General features: G+C 72.7%; 12 protein-coding genes. 6 read left to right on the plus strand and 6 right to left on the minus strand.

The window, feature by feature from the left end; genetic code table 11:
- Positions 1-29: 29 nt before the first annotated feature.
- The 6 genes from ACIQCJ_RS32140 to ACIQCJ_RS32165 form a co-directional block, all read right to left on the minus strand.
- The gene (locus tag ACIQCJ_RS32140) at positions 30-755 is read right to left on the minus strand and encodes a hypothetical protein (RefSeq protein ID WP_391051227.1); all 726 of its coding nucleotides are present in this window, start codon (positions 753-755) and stop codon (positions 30-32) included.
- Positions 752-1,480 carry a hypothetical protein gene (locus ACIQCJ_RS32145; RefSeq protein ID WP_402713324.1) on the minus strand — a complete coding sequence of 243 codons (729 nt, stop codon included), beginning with the start codon at positions 1,478-1,480 and terminating at the stop codon, positions 752-754. The genes ACIQCJ_RS32140 and ACIQCJ_RS32145 overlap by 4 nt, the downstream gene beginning before the upstream one ends.
- A 14-nt stretch (positions 1,481-1,494) precedes the next feature.
- On the minus strand, positions 1,495-2,925 hold the full coding sequence (locus ACIQCJ_RS32150) for a hypothetical protein (RefSeq protein ID WP_391125461.1): 1,431 nt from the start codon (positions 2,923-2,925) through the stop codon (positions 1,495-1,497).
- A gap of 86 nt (positions 2,926-3,011) precedes the next feature.
- Positions 3,012-3,290 carry a hypothetical protein gene (locus ACIQCJ_RS32155; protein WP_355335544.1) on the minus strand — a complete coding sequence of 93 codons (279 nt, stop codon included), beginning with the start codon at positions 3,288-3,290 and terminating at the stop codon, positions 3,012-3,014.
- Complete coding sequence (locus ACIQCJ_RS32160) at positions 3,290-7,711, minus strand: FtsK/SpoIIIE domain-containing protein (protein ID WP_402713326.1); 4,422 nt, start codon at positions 7,709-7,711, stop codon at positions 3,290-3,292. The genes ACIQCJ_RS32155 and ACIQCJ_RS32160 overlap by 1 nt, the downstream gene beginning before the upstream one ends.
- 77 nt (positions 7,712-7,788) lie before the next feature.
- Positions 7,789-8,088, minus strand: a complete 300-nt coding sequence (locus ACIQCJ_RS32165; protein WP_188285763.1) for a WXG100 family type VII secretion target — start codon at positions 8,086-8,088, stop codon at positions 7,789-7,791.
- Between the two features lie 437 nt (positions 8,089-8,525).
- On the opposite strand from ACIQCJ_RS32165, the gene ACIQCJ_RS32170 reads away from it, so the two are divergent.
- The 6 genes from ACIQCJ_RS32170 to ACIQCJ_RS32195 all read left to right on the plus strand — a co-directional run bounded on the left by ACIQCJ_RS32170 (position 8,526) and on the right by ACIQCJ_RS32195 (position 15,939).
- Positions 8,526-9,962, plus strand: coding sequence for a ricin-type beta-trefoil lectin domain protein (locus ACIQCJ_RS32170; protein ID WP_402713329.1), 1,437 nt, complete (start codon positions 8,526-8,528; stop codon positions 9,960-9,962).
- Positions 9,963-10,141: 179 nt separating this feature from the next.
- Positions 10,142-11,113 (plus strand): aldo/keto reductase, encoded by a 972-nt coding sequence (locus ACIQCJ_RS32175; protein WP_391162887.1) that lies wholly within the window; start codon positions 10,142-10,144, stop codon positions 11,111-11,113.
- 187 nt (positions 11,114-11,300) lie between these two features.
- Entirely contained in the window at positions 11,301-13,115 is a 1,815-nt protein-coding gene (locus ACIQCJ_RS32180; protein WP_402713331.1) for an APC family permease, read from the plus strand.
- A gap of 105 nt (positions 13,116-13,220) precedes the next feature.
- Positions 13,221-14,366: a cation diffusion facilitator family transporter gene (locus ACIQCJ_RS32185; RefSeq protein WP_402713333.1), complete on the plus strand. Its 1,146-nt coding sequence runs from the start codon at positions 13,221-13,223 to the stop codon at positions 14,364-14,366.
- Between the two features lie 193 nt (positions 14,367-14,559).
- Complete coding sequence (locus ACIQCJ_RS32190) at positions 14,560-14,958, plus strand: DUF779 domain-containing protein (RefSeq protein WP_402713418.1); 399 nt, start codon at positions 14,560-14,562, stop codon at positions 14,956-14,958.
- Positions 14,959-15,126: 168 nt separating this feature from the next.
- Positions 15,127-15,939 carry an SAM-dependent methyltransferase gene (locus ACIQCJ_RS32195; protein ID WP_355335559.1) on the plus strand — a complete coding sequence of 271 codons (813 nt, stop codon included), beginning with the start codon at positions 15,127-15,129 and terminating at the stop codon, positions 15,937-15,939.
- Positions 15,940-15,993 lie beyond the last annotated feature (54 nt).

Genomic DNA, 15,993 nt, shown 5'->3' on the forward strand with positions numbered 1-15,993 from the left:
GGCCGCTTCATACTTTCTTCGCGTTCGGTTCACGCGCCGGAGGCGTCGGCCGACGGCTCGCTCCGCGCGGAGGCCGACGAGCCGGTCGGCTGCTGATCCGGTGCGGGCCGGTCCATCTCGGCCAGTTGGGCCAGCACCTCGTCCTGGGTGGGGACGTCGACGCGGTTCGCCCAGCGCAGAGTCGTGACGATCATGTCGAAGAGCAGCACGACGGCCTGTACGGGTTCCGCGTCGATGTCGCCGTCGGTCAGCACGGTGAAGGTCAGCAGCCCCCAGGTGCCGGGCGCGTCGGGGTTCGAGACGTAGTACGAGACCCGCCAGGACGGCGCCTTGCGGCCGACCCGGCTGCTGTCCACCACCGAGGCGACCCGTACCGCCGGGGCTCCGCCGATCTCCAGATAGGTGCCGTCGGCCCCGGCGTCGGCGAGGAGGGAGGCCAGCAGCTTCTCCGGGTCCTCGGTCTCGTCCTGGCTCTCCAGGACCGTGACCAGCATCGATCCGGGCAGCCGGACGCCGCTGAACTCCTGGAGCGGGAGCAGCACCGAGCGGGCGTTCTGCCGCGCGGCCTCCTCCGTCGCCTCCGTCAGCTCCTTGCGCAGCATCCGCCGCCACGGGCCCGCCGAGTCGCGCGGCAGCGAGTCCGGCACATGGTGGCGGATCACCGCGTCGACGGTCCTGCGGCGCAGCGCGGTCGTGTCGGGCGTGGTGGGAATCTGCACCCAGCCGTCGGGCAGGACGAGTTCGAAGTCGATCACCGCTGGCTCTCCTCGGTGGTGGTGGCGAACCCGAGCCTGGCCGGGCCCCCGTCGGCCGGAGGCGCGCAGTCGTGGGCGATCTGCTGCATCAACTGCTCGACGCCCGCGCTGATCAGCGCCATCAGCCCCATCTCGAAGACGACCGTGGTCAGGACGACGTCGGAGCTGACGCTCGCGGCGCCGCCGACCGGCGGCACGTCCAGGCGCATCGCGGCTTCGGCGCGTCCGAACGCCGCGCCCTCCGGGGTCCGTCCGAGGGCGAAGACCTGCACTCCGTCACCGATCGGGGTCGTCACGTAGTCGATCGTCGGCTGCCGGGCGTCGCCGTCGCGGCCGGGGGCGCCGACGACCTCCATCAGGTAGTTGGGGTCCTCCTCCCGGGGGCGGCGGAATTCCACCACCACCGGGACCGGCGCCCAGCGCGCGCTGCCCTGAACGAACGCCGCGCCCCAGGCGAGCCGGGACCACGCGGGCAGTTGGCCCGCCCGGTGCAGCAGCCATGCGGCGGCGCCCTGCCCCACCATGTCGGACGTGAAGGGGAATTCGACGCCCGCCTCGGCGGGCCAGGCCAGCCGCGCCGCGTCCAGGCCCTCGGACGTCCAGTCGGCGAAGAGCGCCACGATGTGCGCGGTCCAGGCCGCGTACTCCTCGTCGTCCGGCCGGATGTCGGGCACCCATTCCCAGTGCCAGGGCAGTCCGTCCGGCGCGGCCAGGTCGTCGCTCATGTCGTCTCCCCTGGTCATGAGGCGGCCACACCGGGCGGGTTGACGGCGGGAATCCAGCCGACCAGGCGTCCGCCGGTGTAGATCAGACCGCCCATGCCGAAGGCGCCGTTGAGGCCGCCCCAGACGTACCAGAGCGGGGAGATCTTGCCGCCGATGGCCGCCATGACGGCCGACAGGTCGCGGAAGCCGCTCAGACCGCCGATGACACCCGCCCAGTCCTTGGCGAAGTTCAGCGGATCGGTGAACAGCTTTCCCCACATCGCGCCGGCGCCCTTGAACTGAAGTCCCGCCGACTCCCAGAAGCCCAGTTCGGGGGTGATGGCCCCGAATTTGCCCAACAGCCAGTTGGTGGCGGGGTTGTTGAACCAGTCCGACATGTTCGTCCAGCCGGTGGCCGGGTTGATCGGCATGACGAAGTCGCCGGGCACGGTGTTCACCCCGCCGATCACGCTCGGCCCGGTGCGGGTGCCCGCGCCCGCCGCGGGCCCCATCGGGGTCAGCTCGATCGGCGCGCCCGGACCCCAGTGCAGTTGCGGGGGGTTGGTCGTCACCGGGCGGGGCCGACCGGCCAGCTGGCCGAGCGTCTTGGCCGCGTTGGCCAGGCCCTTGGCGGCCAGCGAGGCGATGGCGCCGATGCCCGCGAGGCCGAGACCGACGGCCCCGAGGATCACGTCGACCAGGCTGCCCTTGCCGTGCGCGTACAGCACGATGTTGGCGACCAGGGTGATCGCGCCTGCCACCACTCCGGCGATGATCAGCGCGTTCACACCGGGGATGAGGATCGCGAGGACTCCGAGGATCATGCCGATGATGGCGAAGATCTGGCTGATCTTGGCCATGACGGCGTCGAGCTTGTCCTTCCAGGAGTCGGTCAGGCCGTCGTCGTACTTCTTGCAGTTGACCGCGTCGCCGAAGCGCTTGCCCGCGACGTTCAGCGCGTCCATCGCGTTGGTCAGCCGCGTCTTGGCCGCCGCCAGCTTCCCGTCCGCGTCGGCGTTCGCCTTGTCCTTGTCGGAGCCCTTCTGCTGCTCCTCGGGGGTGGTGGTGCCGTCCGACTGCTTCTGCGGGTCGGGCATGGCGTGCGCCTTGGTCTGGTCGTTCTTGGCCTCTTCGGCGTCGGTGCGCGCGGCGGCCGTCTCGTTCAGCCCCTGTTCGAGGTCGGGCTCGTACTTCTTGATCTCCGCGGCGACGTCGTGGTAGCGCACCGCGGCCTTGGTGAGGCTGTCCTTGACGCTGGTCGCCTCGGACCTCAGGCCCTCCACGTACTGGCCCGCCAGGCTGTCGCTGTCGGTGTCGACGATCCGCTGGAGCTTGGTGATCGCGTCGTCGATGGTGTCGGCGATGTGCTGGTAGCGCGTCTGCGCGCCGCTCACCACGTCGAGGTCGGTGTGGATCGGGTCCGAGTGCCGGTCCAGTGGCGACCAGTCGAGGTTTCTGATGGACATGCGGTTCTCCTTGTGACGCTCGTCAGCCGTCCTGGCGCTCAGCCGTAAACCCAGCCGTGGGCCCGGCCATGGACCCAGTCATCGGCTCAGCCGTCCTCGAACGAGTCCAGCAACTGCTGGTCCGCCTGCGCCCACGCCTCGTCGACCTTGTTGACCTTGTCGCGCAGGCTCTTCATGGACTTGACCATCGCGTCACGGTGCACGGTCCAGTTGTCGGCGAAGTCGCCCATCGACAGGTTGGCGTTGAGCTGACCCCACAGGCCCTTGTCGTCGTTCTGGAAGTCCAGCGCTCCCTCGAACTGACCGATCAGCTCGCTGAGGTCGCTCGCGAGGCTCTGGAGGTCCTTCACCACGAGGTCCGCCATCACTGCTCCCTGTTGTCGTGTGCGGAGTTGTCGCGTGCGGGCTCACCGGCGGCCGGCGGCAGCGGGATCTGGGCGGGCAGCAGGCTGCCGCTGCCCAGGTGCACCAGGGCGGCGCCCGGTACGACCCTGGCGGCGAGCTGGGAGCGGGACAGCCGCACCCCCACCAGGTCGCCGTCGTTCAAGGTGGGCGGCGACAGCAGGACGCCGCGCCGGTTGCGCTTGACCTCGGACTGCCAGCCGGAGAAGCCCATCGCCACCGAGGCGACGTCCCCGCCGAGGACCACGCCCCGCCTGCTTCCCGACGCCTTCTTCACGAACGCCTTCAGCCAGTCGCGGCACGGCAGGTCGCGCCAGGTCTCGGCGTCGTCGACCACGAGGACGACGGGCCCGTCACCGGGGTTCAGCAGATCGGAGAACTGCTGCTCGGTGGGGGCGTCCGCGGTGATGACGCCGCGCACCCCGGTCCTGCCCTCGAAGGCCCGCAGCGGTGAGTTCATGGGTGCGCCGATGACGATCTCGACGCCGCCGCGCAGCAGCGACTCGGTCATGACGGTCAGCGCGGTGCTCCGCCCCGACCTGGACGGTCCCGCGACCAGGAAGGTCGGCTGATCGCCCATCAGGTCGGCGCCGACGGGTTCGAGGTCGTCGCCCGCGACGCCCACCAGTGCCCACATGGGCTTCGGCGTCTCCTCCACCATCTCCCACGCCTGGACGAAGGAGAGTTGGGTGGGCAGCACCGCGATCCGGTTGGGGCGGGCCGATTTGGGGACTCCCGCCTCGCGTTCGGTGAGCCGGGCCGCCAGCGCGTGCACGGCGGCGGCCTGCGCGGGGCCCGCCGGGTCGTCCGCCACGAGCCCGACCTGGGTCTCGATCGCGCTGGGCGCGCGGTAGCCGCGGCCCGGCGGCAGATTCTCCGGGATCTTCCGCGAGTTCAGCCCCGCCAGGCCCATGTCGCTGCGGTCGGAGAGCCGCAGCACCAGCTTGTCGTCGCACAGCGAACTCATCCGGCCGCTCAGCAGCATGTGGTCGCCCGCGATGACCAGGTGCACCCCGGCGCTCGCGCCTTCCCGGTGCAGTGTCTGGATCAGATTGGTCAGCGACCCGCTGTCGTACTCGCTGAGGGTGCCCATGAACCCCTCCCAGCGGTCGAGCAGCAGCACGATGTGGGGCAGCCGTTCGGCCTCGGGCCGGGCCGCGCGCTGCTCGGTCACATCGGCGAACCCGCCCTCGCCGAGCAGTCGTTGACGGTTCTGCACCTCGGCGTGCAGCCGCCTGAGCAGCCGGGCGGCGCGGTCGGTCTCCGAGCGCTGCACCACCGCGCCGCAGTGCGGCAGCCGGGTGAGCGGCAGCAGGGCGCCGTTGCCGCAGTCGAGCCCGTACAGGTGCAGGTCGGCGACGGTGGACTGGCTGGCCGCCGCGGCGGCGAAGGTGCGCAGCGCCATGGAGCGGCCCGAGCGGGGCGCGCCGACGATGTGCAGGTGGCCGAAGGTGGCCAGGTCCACCGTCACCGTCTCCTGGCGCTGCCGCATCGGCAGGTCCTGGATGGCCCACGAGAAGGACGGGTCCTGCCGGGAGCCGCGGACCGGGTCGGCCGTCAGGTCGACCACCGCGGACAGCGGCAGCGGCGGCAGCCACGGGCGGCGCTGCGCGGCGATGCCCAGCATGGCGTTGGCCTGACCGATGGCCGACACCAGGACCGACAGGTCGGTCACCTCGTCGGTCTCGGCGACGGTGCGCGGACGCTGGGGCGCGGGCAGGCCGAGGTCGAGCCAGGAGACCGGGCGCAGGAAGGGCGCGGCCGTCGCGGCGGTCCTGTCGGCCATGGGACGGCGGCCCCCGACCCGGCCGGTCTGGAACGGGATCAGCGAGCTGTGCCCGAGCCGCGCGTACGCCCGTCCGGGCGTGGCCGTCGTGATGGCCGCGGCCTCCCGGGCGTCGATGACGTCGGTGCTCTCCCCCGCGTCGGTCACCCGCAGGGCGACCCGCAGGTTGGTGTTGGCGCGGATCTCCGCCGACACCACGCCGGACGGGCGCTGCGTCGCCAGGATCAGGTGGATGCCGAGGGAGCGCCCGCGCTGGGCGATGTTGACCAGGCCGGTGACGAAGTCGGGCAGTTCACGCGCCATCGAGGCGAACTCGTCGATGACGATGACCAGTCGGGGAATGGGGGGCAGTTCCGGCCTGCGGCCCGCGTAATCGAGGTAGTCCTCCAGGTCCTTGGCGCCCGCCGCCGCCAACTGGTGCTCGCGGTGGGTGAGTTCGGCGCTCAGCGAGGTCAGGGCCCGCTCGACGAGGTGCGGGTCGAGGTCGGTCACCAGGCCGACGGTGTGGGGCAGGTCGACGCAGTCCTTGAACGCGGCGCCGCCCTTGTAGTCGACCAGGACGAAGGTCATGGCGTCCGGGCGGTTGGCGACGGCCAGCGAGGCCACCAGGCTCTGCAGGAACTCGGACTTGCCCGAGCCCGTGGTGCCCGCGACGAGTCCGTGCGGGCCGTGGTTGACCAGGTCCAGGGCGAACGGCCCGTTGAGCGAGTAGCCGACGACGGCCTTGGTGCCACGGCCGGAGGAACGCCAGCGGGCGGCGATCGCCGCGGGGGTCGGCTCTTCGAGGCCCAGGATCTCCAGCAGCCGCGCGGAGGCGGGCAGGGCGGCGTCGCCCTGGTTCTCGCTGACGTCGCGCAGCGGCGCCAGTCTGCGTCCGGCCGAGGCGTACCAGCTCTCCGGGACCTCGTCGGAGACGATGCCGTCGACCTGCGCGGCGCGCTGTCTGCGCAGGGTGGCCGGCCGCGAGCCGCCGCCGATGACGACGGTCGCGCACTCCTCGGGCAGTGTCCGCTCGTCGGCGTCCACGCAGATGCTGTAGACGCCGACCGCGGGGCCTTCCTGGAGGATCGCCACCACTCCGGGCAGCGCCCGCAGCCGCCGGGCGCCGTCCATCAGCACGACGACGTCGGGGTCCGCGAAAGCGGCGCCGACCCCGGCGTTGAGCCGGGCCTGCTGGCGTACGTGGATGAGTTCGCTCAGTTCCGCGACCCGGCGGCCGAGGGTCTCGGCGTCGGCGCCCATCAGGGACAGGGCCTGCTGGCCCAGCAGCGGCCGGGAGTGCGGCAGCCAGGCGGCCCACTCCCACAGGGACTCGCCCGCCGGGTCGGTCAGGATGTACAACTGCACGTCGCGGGGGCTCTGGAGGACGGCGAGCTGTCCGGTCAGCCAGCGCGCCATGTGCCGCGGCCAGCCCTCGGGTCCCACGACGCCGACGACTCCGGCCTCCGCGATGGAGAAGGCGGCCGGTACGTCGGGGGCCGCGCGCAGGTCCCGGCCGCGCCGCGTGCCGTCGCCCTGTTCGACGGCGATGGCCGTGGGCAGGTCGGCGATGCCGACCCTGACCAGCAGGTGGTCGGGGTCGGTGCGGCGGCGTTCCCAGAGCCGGGACCGCGGGCCGGTGGCGATGACGAGCAGTTCGGCGGGGTCGGGGCTCGCGGCGCGGCGGTCGCGGCGCTCCTGTTCGAGCGCCGTCGCGATCTCGGCCTCGGTCGCCTCCAACTGGGCTCCGTACTCGGCCACTTGGCGGCGGTGGCTGATCCGGCCCTGCCGCCGTCCGGTGAACCAGCTCCCGAGCATCATGACCGGCGACATCGCCGCCATCATCAGGAACATCGGGTTGTGGAACATCACCGCGATGAGGCTGCCGAGGACGGCGGGCAGGGCCGCGGTCAGCCACGGAAGCGCGTTCAGGGAGGGCGGCCTGGGCTGGGACGGCAACCGGAACACGGTGTGCTGCACGGGGGGAAGCAGCCGGGGAGGGCGGTTGTAGTCGAGGTACTCGCCGTCGGGCGAGGGCTCGACGACCGCGTCGGGGCGCAGCAGGGGGTGCGCCTCCAGGAAGGTCTCGCCGACCAGGAGTTGGGCCGTCTCGGGCCAGGCCACGTCGTGGTCGGGCAGGGCGACGCGGTCGAGCAGCGCGGAGTGCCCGACGGCGCGCACCCGTACCGAGGCGTCGAGGGAGATCCGGACGACGGCGGCCACCGGCGGCCCGCCGCCCACGTCGACCTGGCAGTCGGCGCCCGATCCGACGCGGTACTCGCCCGCGCCGAGGAACCAGATCCGTCCCGCGCCCGCGCCCGCGACGGCCCGGACGGTCACCAGGCCGACGGGCGGGGTCTCCGCGGGTCCGGGCCGGTCGAGCCAGAGCACGGTGCCGTCGTGGATGCCGCTGCCGGCCAGGGGCAGCGAGAGGTCGAGCGGCTGGTCGGCGAGGTAGACCGCCGCCTCCGCCGGGCCACCGAGCGTCGGGGGCCGCGACCCGTCGAGACTGTCCAGCAGATTCTTGACGACATCGCGGAGCGGGGTGGTGGGATCGGCGTCCACCGCGACGTCGGCCGACCAGTCGGGGGATCGGGCGATGGTGATCATCATGGGCATGGTTCCCCCCTCGTGGATCGGACGCCCGCACGCCCGGCGCGGGGTGCGGGCGGCGCCGGTGGACCGGCCGCGGCCCGCTACTTCTGGTTGAGCGAGCTGGCGAGCTGGGTGTCCATGTCCTGCATCGCGTCCACGGCCTTGTCGAGCCACTGCGACAACTGGTCCAGCGTCTCCATGGCCTGGTTGGCCGACGTGACGAATTCGGTGTGCACCTCGTCGAACCTGCCGGACGCCTGGTCGGTGACGAACCCCGAGCCGGTGAGGTTGTCGACGATGTTCTTGCACTCGGTGAGCTTCTGGTCGATGTCGGCCTTGTTGTTGCGCATCTTGCTCGCGCTGTCCGACATCTCCTGATACGTGATGTTCAGATTCGTCATCGTGCGTCCCTTCTGACGTTGCCGGGCTTGCCGGTACGCGGCGGCACGCCGGGCCCGGACGCGGTCGATGCTAGGAACGGCTCCGATGCCTGGTCCAGGGCTCGCGGGCGACCTTGGGCCCCTGGGCCCAAGGGGGCGCCGCCGCCCCGCGCCCGGCGTTGACACCCCCGTGGCGGGCTACCACCGTTCACAGGACACAGCGTGCGCGGCACACCGCGGGCGCGGCGCGACCGTCCCTGTGACGACGTGAGTGAACGTGCTGACGGCGTGGGCGGACGCGAGTGAAGACGTGAGTGAAGGAGACACAGGTGACACCCCCGTCCCGATCCGCCGATCGCCTTCCTCGCCGCACCGACTGGAGCGCCCGGCTGCGCCGGTCGCGAAGGTCCGGGCAGCGACCGGGTTCGGCGCCGCGTGCCGATCACGGTCTGTGGACCGTGGACCGGGTCATCCGCGTCCTGGCCACCGCCTGCGACCGCGAGAACCGCGCCGTTCCGGTGGCCCATGTGGTGGTCGTCGGGCCCGAGACCGTCTGGTTCCACCTCAGGACGCCCGATCAGCGGCCACCGGCCGGGTGGACCGCAGACCAGGACGGGCGGACCTGGCACGCCCAGTTGCGCTGGCTCCAGAGCGCGAGCGTGGCGGAGTCGCTGCCGGAGCCGTATCCGCGGCTGGTCCCGCTCGGCAACACCGGCAAGGGCTTCGTGCTGCTCAACCTCGGCGAGGTCGGCGGGCTCATCGGTCTGGAGGGCGACGCCCGGCAGGCGCGGGCCCTGGCCCACGACTGGGCCCGCGAACTGGCCGCCAGCCCCTGGTCCCGCGAGGTGCGCGTGGTCCGCGTCGGCTTCAAACCGGTCCCCGGCGCGGGGGCGCCGGCCGAGCCGCAGGAGCCGGCCGACACCGACGCGGCGCTGGAGGACGAGGCGGGCGGGGTGCTGCTGCTGGGCGGCTCGCCCGGCGGCCGGGACCGCGAACGCTTCCAGCGGCTGGCCGACGACCCGGACGGCCGGTGGACGGTCGTCGTCGTCGGCCGCACCGATCAGCCCCGCTGGCGCTTCACCATCGACTCGGCCGGCGTCGTGGACACCGGGCTGCTGGACGAGCGGGTCGCGCACCGGCTCGACCCGGACGCGGAGTTGCCCCCGTCCCAGGAAGGCGACGACATTCCCGTCGGCCGCACGGCCGGGAGGCCCGCCGAGCCCGGCCCGCGGACCAAACCCGTCGTCACCCGGGGCCGGGTCGTCGTCGCGTCGGTCGCCGTGCTCTGCCTCGCGGGGGTCGGGCTCGGGCTCGCGCTGCACGGCTCCTCCTCGCCCTCGACCACCGTCGCGCACGCCTCCGACACCACGACGGCGCCCGCGCCGACCACGGCCGGTCCGTCGCCGTCGGCGGCCTCGCCGTCCGGTGCCGCGCCGGGCTCGGCGCCGCCCGCGTCCGCACCGCCCGCGTCCGCACCGCCCGCGTCCGCGCCGGCCTCGGGACCGGCGTCGGCGGCCAACGCGCCGAAGCCGCCGGGGGCTCCGCTGAAGAACGCGGCGACCGGCAAGTGCCTCACCGCGGGCGCGGGTACGGACGGCACCCCGCTGGCGCTCGCGGCGTGCGACGACAGCCTCGTCCAGCGGTGGCACATCAGCCCCGACGGGACCATCCGCGCCAACGACCTGTGCATGGACGCCGCCTGGGGCGGGACCACCCCCGGCACGGTCGTCCAGGTCGCGAATTGCAGCGGCAACGTCGCGCAGAAGTTCTCGCTGCGCGGCAGCACCGTCTACTCCGCTCACGCGGCCCTGTGCCTGAGCGAGGTCGACAACGGCAGCGGCGTCCGTCTGGCCCCCTGCGGCGCGGGCGGCCCCGAAGCCTTCAAACGGCCCTGACCCGAACCTCGGCCCCTCTCCGACGCCCGGCCGCCGCGATGGCCGGACGGCGGACAGGGGCCCTGTCACACCCCCGCTGTCGGCCCTCCGCCTGTCCCGGCCTGTCGTCGGCGGGCGGGAAGAGGCAGGCTTGGCCGGACAGGACAAGATCGCCGCCGTCCGCCAGGAGAGAAGAAGCGATGAAGCACATCACCCTGCGTGACCTGGACGTTGCCCGGATCGGCCTGGGCGCGATGGGCATGTCCCACGCCTACACCGGCGCGGGAACCGACGACACGGAGTCGGTCCGTACGCTGCACCGCGCCCTGGAACTGGGCGTCACGTTCATCGACACCGCCGAGGTCTACGGCCCCTACACCAACGAAACGCTCGTCGGCCGCGCGCTGAGGGGCCGCCGCGACGAGGTCGTGCTGGCCACGAAGTTCGGGCTGATCTCGCACACCGGCCGCCAGGGCGCGGACAGCACTCCCGCGAACATCCGCGCCGCCGTCGAGGGCTCGCTGACCCGGCTGGGCACCGACCGCATCGACCTGTACTACCAGCACCGGGTCGACCCCGGCACCCCGATCGAGGACACCGTCGGGGCGCTCGCCGAGCTGGTCGCCGAGGGCAAGATCCGGCACATCGGCCTGTCCGAGGCCGGCCCGGAGACCATCCGCCGCGCCCACGCCGTCCACCCGGTCACGGCCGTCCAGTCGGAGTACTCCCTGTTCACCCGCGACCCCGAGGCGCGCGTGCTGCCGGTGCTGCGCGAGCTGAACATCGGCTTCGTGCCCTTCTCACCCCTCGGGCGCGGCTTCCTGACCGGCGCGATCCGCTCCACCGACCAGTTCGACGCCGACGACTTCCGGGCTGACAACCCCCGATTCACGAAGGAGAACTTCCAGCACAATCTGCGGCTGGCCGACGAGGTCGCCGCCGTCGGCGCCGAGATCGACGCCACCCCGGCGCAGGTCGCGCTGGCCTGGCTGCTGGCCCAGGGCGACGACATCGCGCCCATCCCCGGCACCCGGCGCGTCACCCGCGTCGAGGAGAATTCCGCCGCCGACGCCGTCCGGCTCAGCGCGGAACAGCTCGACAGGCTCAGCAGCCTCCCCCCGGCCGCGGGAGACACCCACAACGAGGCCCAGATGCGCATGATGGAGCGCTGACCCCCGCCGCCGCACGACTGACGGGCCGCACGGGAGCGAGCGACACCCGGCCGGGGAGGCGACACCCGGCCGGGGTGCGACGGCCGCGCGGGGGTCCACGGCCGCGCCTCAGCCGTCCTCCGGTGACGGTCCGTCAGACTGGGCATGACGCGTCCCCGCGTGTCGTCCCCTGCACCCCGAGGTACCGATGACCTTCGGTCTGGCCCGCCGCGAACTGCGGCCGAGAGTCCCCCTGCGGCCGGGCGAGGGGGACAAGCAGCACCTGACCAGCATCGAAGGGCTGGCGGCACTGTCGCTGGACGCGCTCAGCTCGGTCGCGTACGGCCCCGAGGCGATCGTGCTGGTCCTGATCGCCGCCGGTTCCGGGGCGCTCAGCGCGACACTGCCGGTGACGCTGGTGATCGCCGGGCTGCTCGCGGTGCTGGTGGTCTCGTACGGGCAGGTCATCGCCGTGCACCCGGACGGCGGCGGCGCGTACGCGGTGGCGAAGAAGGACCTGGGGCAGGGCATCAGTCTGCTCGCCGCCGCGAGCCTCGTCGTCGACTACGTGCTCACCGTCGCCGTCAGCCTCGCCGCGGGCGCCGCGAGCCTCGCCTCCTCCTACCCCTCCCTCGCGCCGCATCTGCTGCCGGTGTGTCTGCTCGGGCTCGCCGTGCTCACGGCCGTGAATCTGCGGGGCGTGGCCGAGAGCGCCCGGGTGCTGATGCTGCCGACGGCGCTGTTCATCGCGAGCGTGCTCGGGATCATCGTCTTCGGCCTGGTGCGCTCGCACCCCGTGGCCGTCGTCGGCACTGCCCAACCCGTGCACATCACCGAGTCGTTGGGGCTGCTGCTGCTCCTGAAGGCGTTCTCGGCCGGCTGCTCCTCGCTGACCGGCGTGGAGGCCATCGCCAACGGGGTGCCCGCATTCCGCGACCCGCGGGTCAGGCGGGCGCAGCGCACCGAGCTGATGCTGGGCGGCCTGCTCGCCCTGATGCTGGTCGGGCTCGCGGTGCTGATCCGCCGCGACCATGTGGCGCCGCGCGGCGACGTGACCGTCCTGGCGCAGCTCACCGCGGGCTCCTTCGGGACCGGCTGGCCGTACGACGCGACGAATCTCGTCGTCACCCTGGCACTGGCGCTGGCCGCCAACACCAGCTTCGGCGGGCTGCCGGTCCTGATGAGCCTGCTGGCCCGCGACCACCGGCTGCCCCACCTGTTCGGTCTGCGCACGGAGCGCCCGGTGTACCGCTGGGGCGTGGGCGCCCTCGCGCTGCTCGCCGCGCTGCTGCTGATCGCCGTGGACGCCGACACCCACCGCATGCTGCCGCTGTTCGCGATCGGCGTGTTCATTGGCTTCACCATCAGCCAGATCGGCCTCGTTCGGCACTGGCGCGGGGAGCGTCCCCGCGGCTGGCGCCAGCGCGCGACGCTCAACGGCTTCGGCGCGGTGCTGACGGCGATCGCCGCCGTCGTCCTGCTCGCCGACAAATTCCTCGCCGGGGCCTGGGTGGTGGTGGTCACCGTGCCGCTGCTGATGCTGCTGTTCGCCCGTATCCAGCGCTACTACACCGAGGTCGGGAAGGAGTTGGGGCTCGGTGAGGTCCCGCCGCCGGTCCGGCGCACCGTGTCCCTGGTGATCGTGCCGGTCGGCGAGGTCAGCAGGCTCACCCAGCAGGCGCTCACGGCGGCCCTCAACCTCGGCACCGCCGTCGTCGCCGTCGCCGTGCAGGGCGACCCCGACAAGGCCCGCGCCCTGCGGGAGAGTTGGGACCGCTGGAATCCGGGCGTACGGCTGGACATCGTGGAGAGCCCGCACCGTTCGCTGGTGCAGCCGATCGTCTCCTACGTCGAACGCGAGGTGGCCAAGGGTCAGCACGTCTCCGTTCTCATCCCCGAGGTGGTGCCGCGCCACCGGCGCTACCAGATCCTCCAGAATCAGCGGGGCCTGCTGCTGGCCTCCGCGCTCAGAGCCCGTACCGACGTCGTGGTGTGCACGATTCCGTACCGGCTGAGCCTGTGAGCGGCCCCTGTCGCCCAGCCGGGGCTGTTGCGAGGGCATCGCACCTGGTCACAGGTGGTATTTCGGGAGTGGCCGCAAGGGGTTCCGTGTGCCACGGTGTTCGACATGGCGGGGACTGAGCACACCCACGGCGAGGCGCACGGCGCCGGTCACCCACACGACCACGACCATGCCGACGACCACGGCCACGGCCATCACCGGGCGCACGGCCACGCACACGCGACGGGCGGTCGTACGCACCCCGGATCGCGGCTGCGGCACCGGCTCGGACATCTCCTGCGGCCCCATTCGCACGAGGCGGCGGACAGCGTGGACGCGGCGCTGGAGTCGTCGGCGCGCGGGATGCGGGCGCTGTGGGTGTCGCTCGCGGTGCTGGGCGCGACCGCGCTCGTCCAGGCGCTGATCGCCGCGGTGTCCGGGTCGGTGGCGCTGCTGGGCGACACCGTGCACAATGCGGCGGACGCGCTGACGGCGGTGCCGTTGGGCATCGCCTTCGTCCTCGGGCGCCGGGCCGCCAACCGCCGCTATACGTACGGCTACGGGCGGGCCGAGGATCTGGCCGGGGTCGCCGTCCTGCTGGCCATCGCCGCGTCGAGCGCCTTCGCGGCCTGGACGGCGGTGGACCGGCTGCTCGATCCGCGTACGGTCACCCACCTGTGGGCGGTGTCCGGTGCGGCGCTGGCCGGATGCGTGGGCAACGAGTGGGTGGCCGGATACCGGATCCGCGTCGGGCGCGACATCGGCTCCGCGGCCCTGGTCGCCGACGGCCTGCACGCCCGTACCGACGGCTTCGCCTCCCTCGCGGTCCTCCTGGGCGCCGCCGGTACGGCCCTGGGGTGGCGCCTCGCGGACCCGGTCGTGGGGCTGCTGATCACCGTGGCGATCCTGGCGGTGCTGCGGGACGCGGCGCGCGGGGTGTTCCGGCGGCTGATGGACGCCGTCGACCCCGAGCTGGTCGACCGGGCCGAGCGGGCGCTCGGCGCGGTGCCGGGGGTGGAGGGGGTGGGGCCGGTCAGGATGCGGTGGATCGGGCACGCGCTGCGGGCCGAGGCGGCGGTCGTGGTCGACCCCGGCATCAGCGTCGTCGCGGCGCACGCCGTCGCCGTGCGGGCCGAGCACGCGCTGCTGCACGCCGTGCCGCGGCTGCGGGCCGCGACCGTCCACATCGACCACGCACCGGCCGGTGCCCACGCCCACGTCCACGGCGCCGGGGACCCGCACGCGCTCCTCGCCCACCACCAGCCCGTCTGACGCCCGGCGCCGGGCGCGGTCCCGTCCCTGGACGAAAGCCGTCGCGGGCGGGAGGCTGGTACGAGAACGCCGACGCATCCGGCGGTCGGCGGATGGGAGCCCCGTGATGGACGCCACCAGGTCCGATACCGCACGGTCCGACACGGCCTTGCCCGGCCCCGCCTCGCCCGGACGTCCCGTGGGGCGCGTCGAAATGACCCCGGCCGCCGAAGCGATGGTCGACCAACTGGCCCGACGGCACGGCCCCCTGATGTTCCATCAGTCCGGCGGCTGCTGCGACGGCAGCTCACCGATGTGCTACCCGCACGGTGAGTTCCGGGTGGGCGGCGCGGACGTCCTGCTCGGCCGGGTCGCCGGGGACACCCCGTTCTGGATGAGCGCGAGCCAGTACGCGTACTGGAGCCACACCCACCTCACCGTGGACGTCGTGCCCGGCCGCGGCAGCGGCTTCTCGCTTGAGGCCCCCGAGGGCGTCCGCTTCCTCCTGCGCTCCCGGCTGATGACGGACGAGGAGGTCGAGCGGATGGAGGCCGAGCCGCCGCTGCCCACCGGGAACACCGTGGACGCCGAGGACACCGAGACCGCGGGCTAGGACCGGCGCGGCCCCGGAACCGGGCCGGGCCCGAAGACGGCCGGACCGGAGCCGGGCCGCGCGTCCGGCACAACCTCCTGGTCTGCGCTCTCGACCGGACGATCACGTCTCCCTAGGATGGAAGTCGTCACCGCAGCTTTCGATCAACGAACCACCGTGAGGGGCCCGATGGAGCACCGGGACGCACCGCTTTCCGACAAGATAGATGTGACGGTGCCCGCTGTGGCACGCATGTACGACTACTTGCTGGACGGGAAGGACAACTACCCGGCCGACCGCGAGGCCACGGAGCAATTACTCCTCCAGGTCCCCAGCATGAAGATCCTGGCCCTGAACAACCGTCAGTTCCTGCGCCGGGTGGTGCGCAGGCTCGCGGAGGACTACGGCATCAAGCAGTTCGTGGACCACGGCTCCGGTCTGCCGACGCAGGACAACGTGCACGAGATCGTGCAGCGCATCAACCCCGACGCCCGCGTGGTGTACGTCGACAACGACCCGATCGTGCTCGCCCACGGCCGCGCGCTGCTCCAGCAGAACGAGAACACCTCGGTGATCCAGGCGGACTTCCGCGACACCGAGAGCATCTGGCAGCACGAAGAACTGACGCGGCTGATAGACCTCAACGAGCCGGTCGCCGCGCTCTTCGTGTCGGTGCTGCACTGCATCCGCGACACCGACGACCCCGCGGGCGTCGTCCGGCGCGTCGCCGAAAAGCTGCCCAAGGGAAGCTTCCTGGTGGTCTGTCAGCTCGTCAGCGACGACCCCGAGACCCGCCGCTTCGTCACCGAGTTCATGGACCAGTCCACCGGCGGCCACTGGGGTGAGGTGCGCAAGCCCAGCGACCTCGCCGGTTTCCTCGAAGGCTACGAGATCATCGAGCCGGGCCTGGTGGAGGTCTCCACCTGGCGCCCCGACAGCGACCTCGGCCTCAAGCAGCCCAGCAAGGAATGGATCGAGTACGGCGGCGTGGCCCGCGTGTAGCAACGCCCCCGGCAGAGCTTCGGCCCGCACCCCCGGCGAGGGGGATGCGGGCCG

This window comes from Streptomyces sp. NPDC093221, assembly GCF_044753885.1.
In the GTDB taxonomy this organism is placed as follows: domain Bacteria; phylum Actinomycetota; class Actinomycetes; order Streptomycetales; family Streptomycetaceae; genus Actinacidiphila.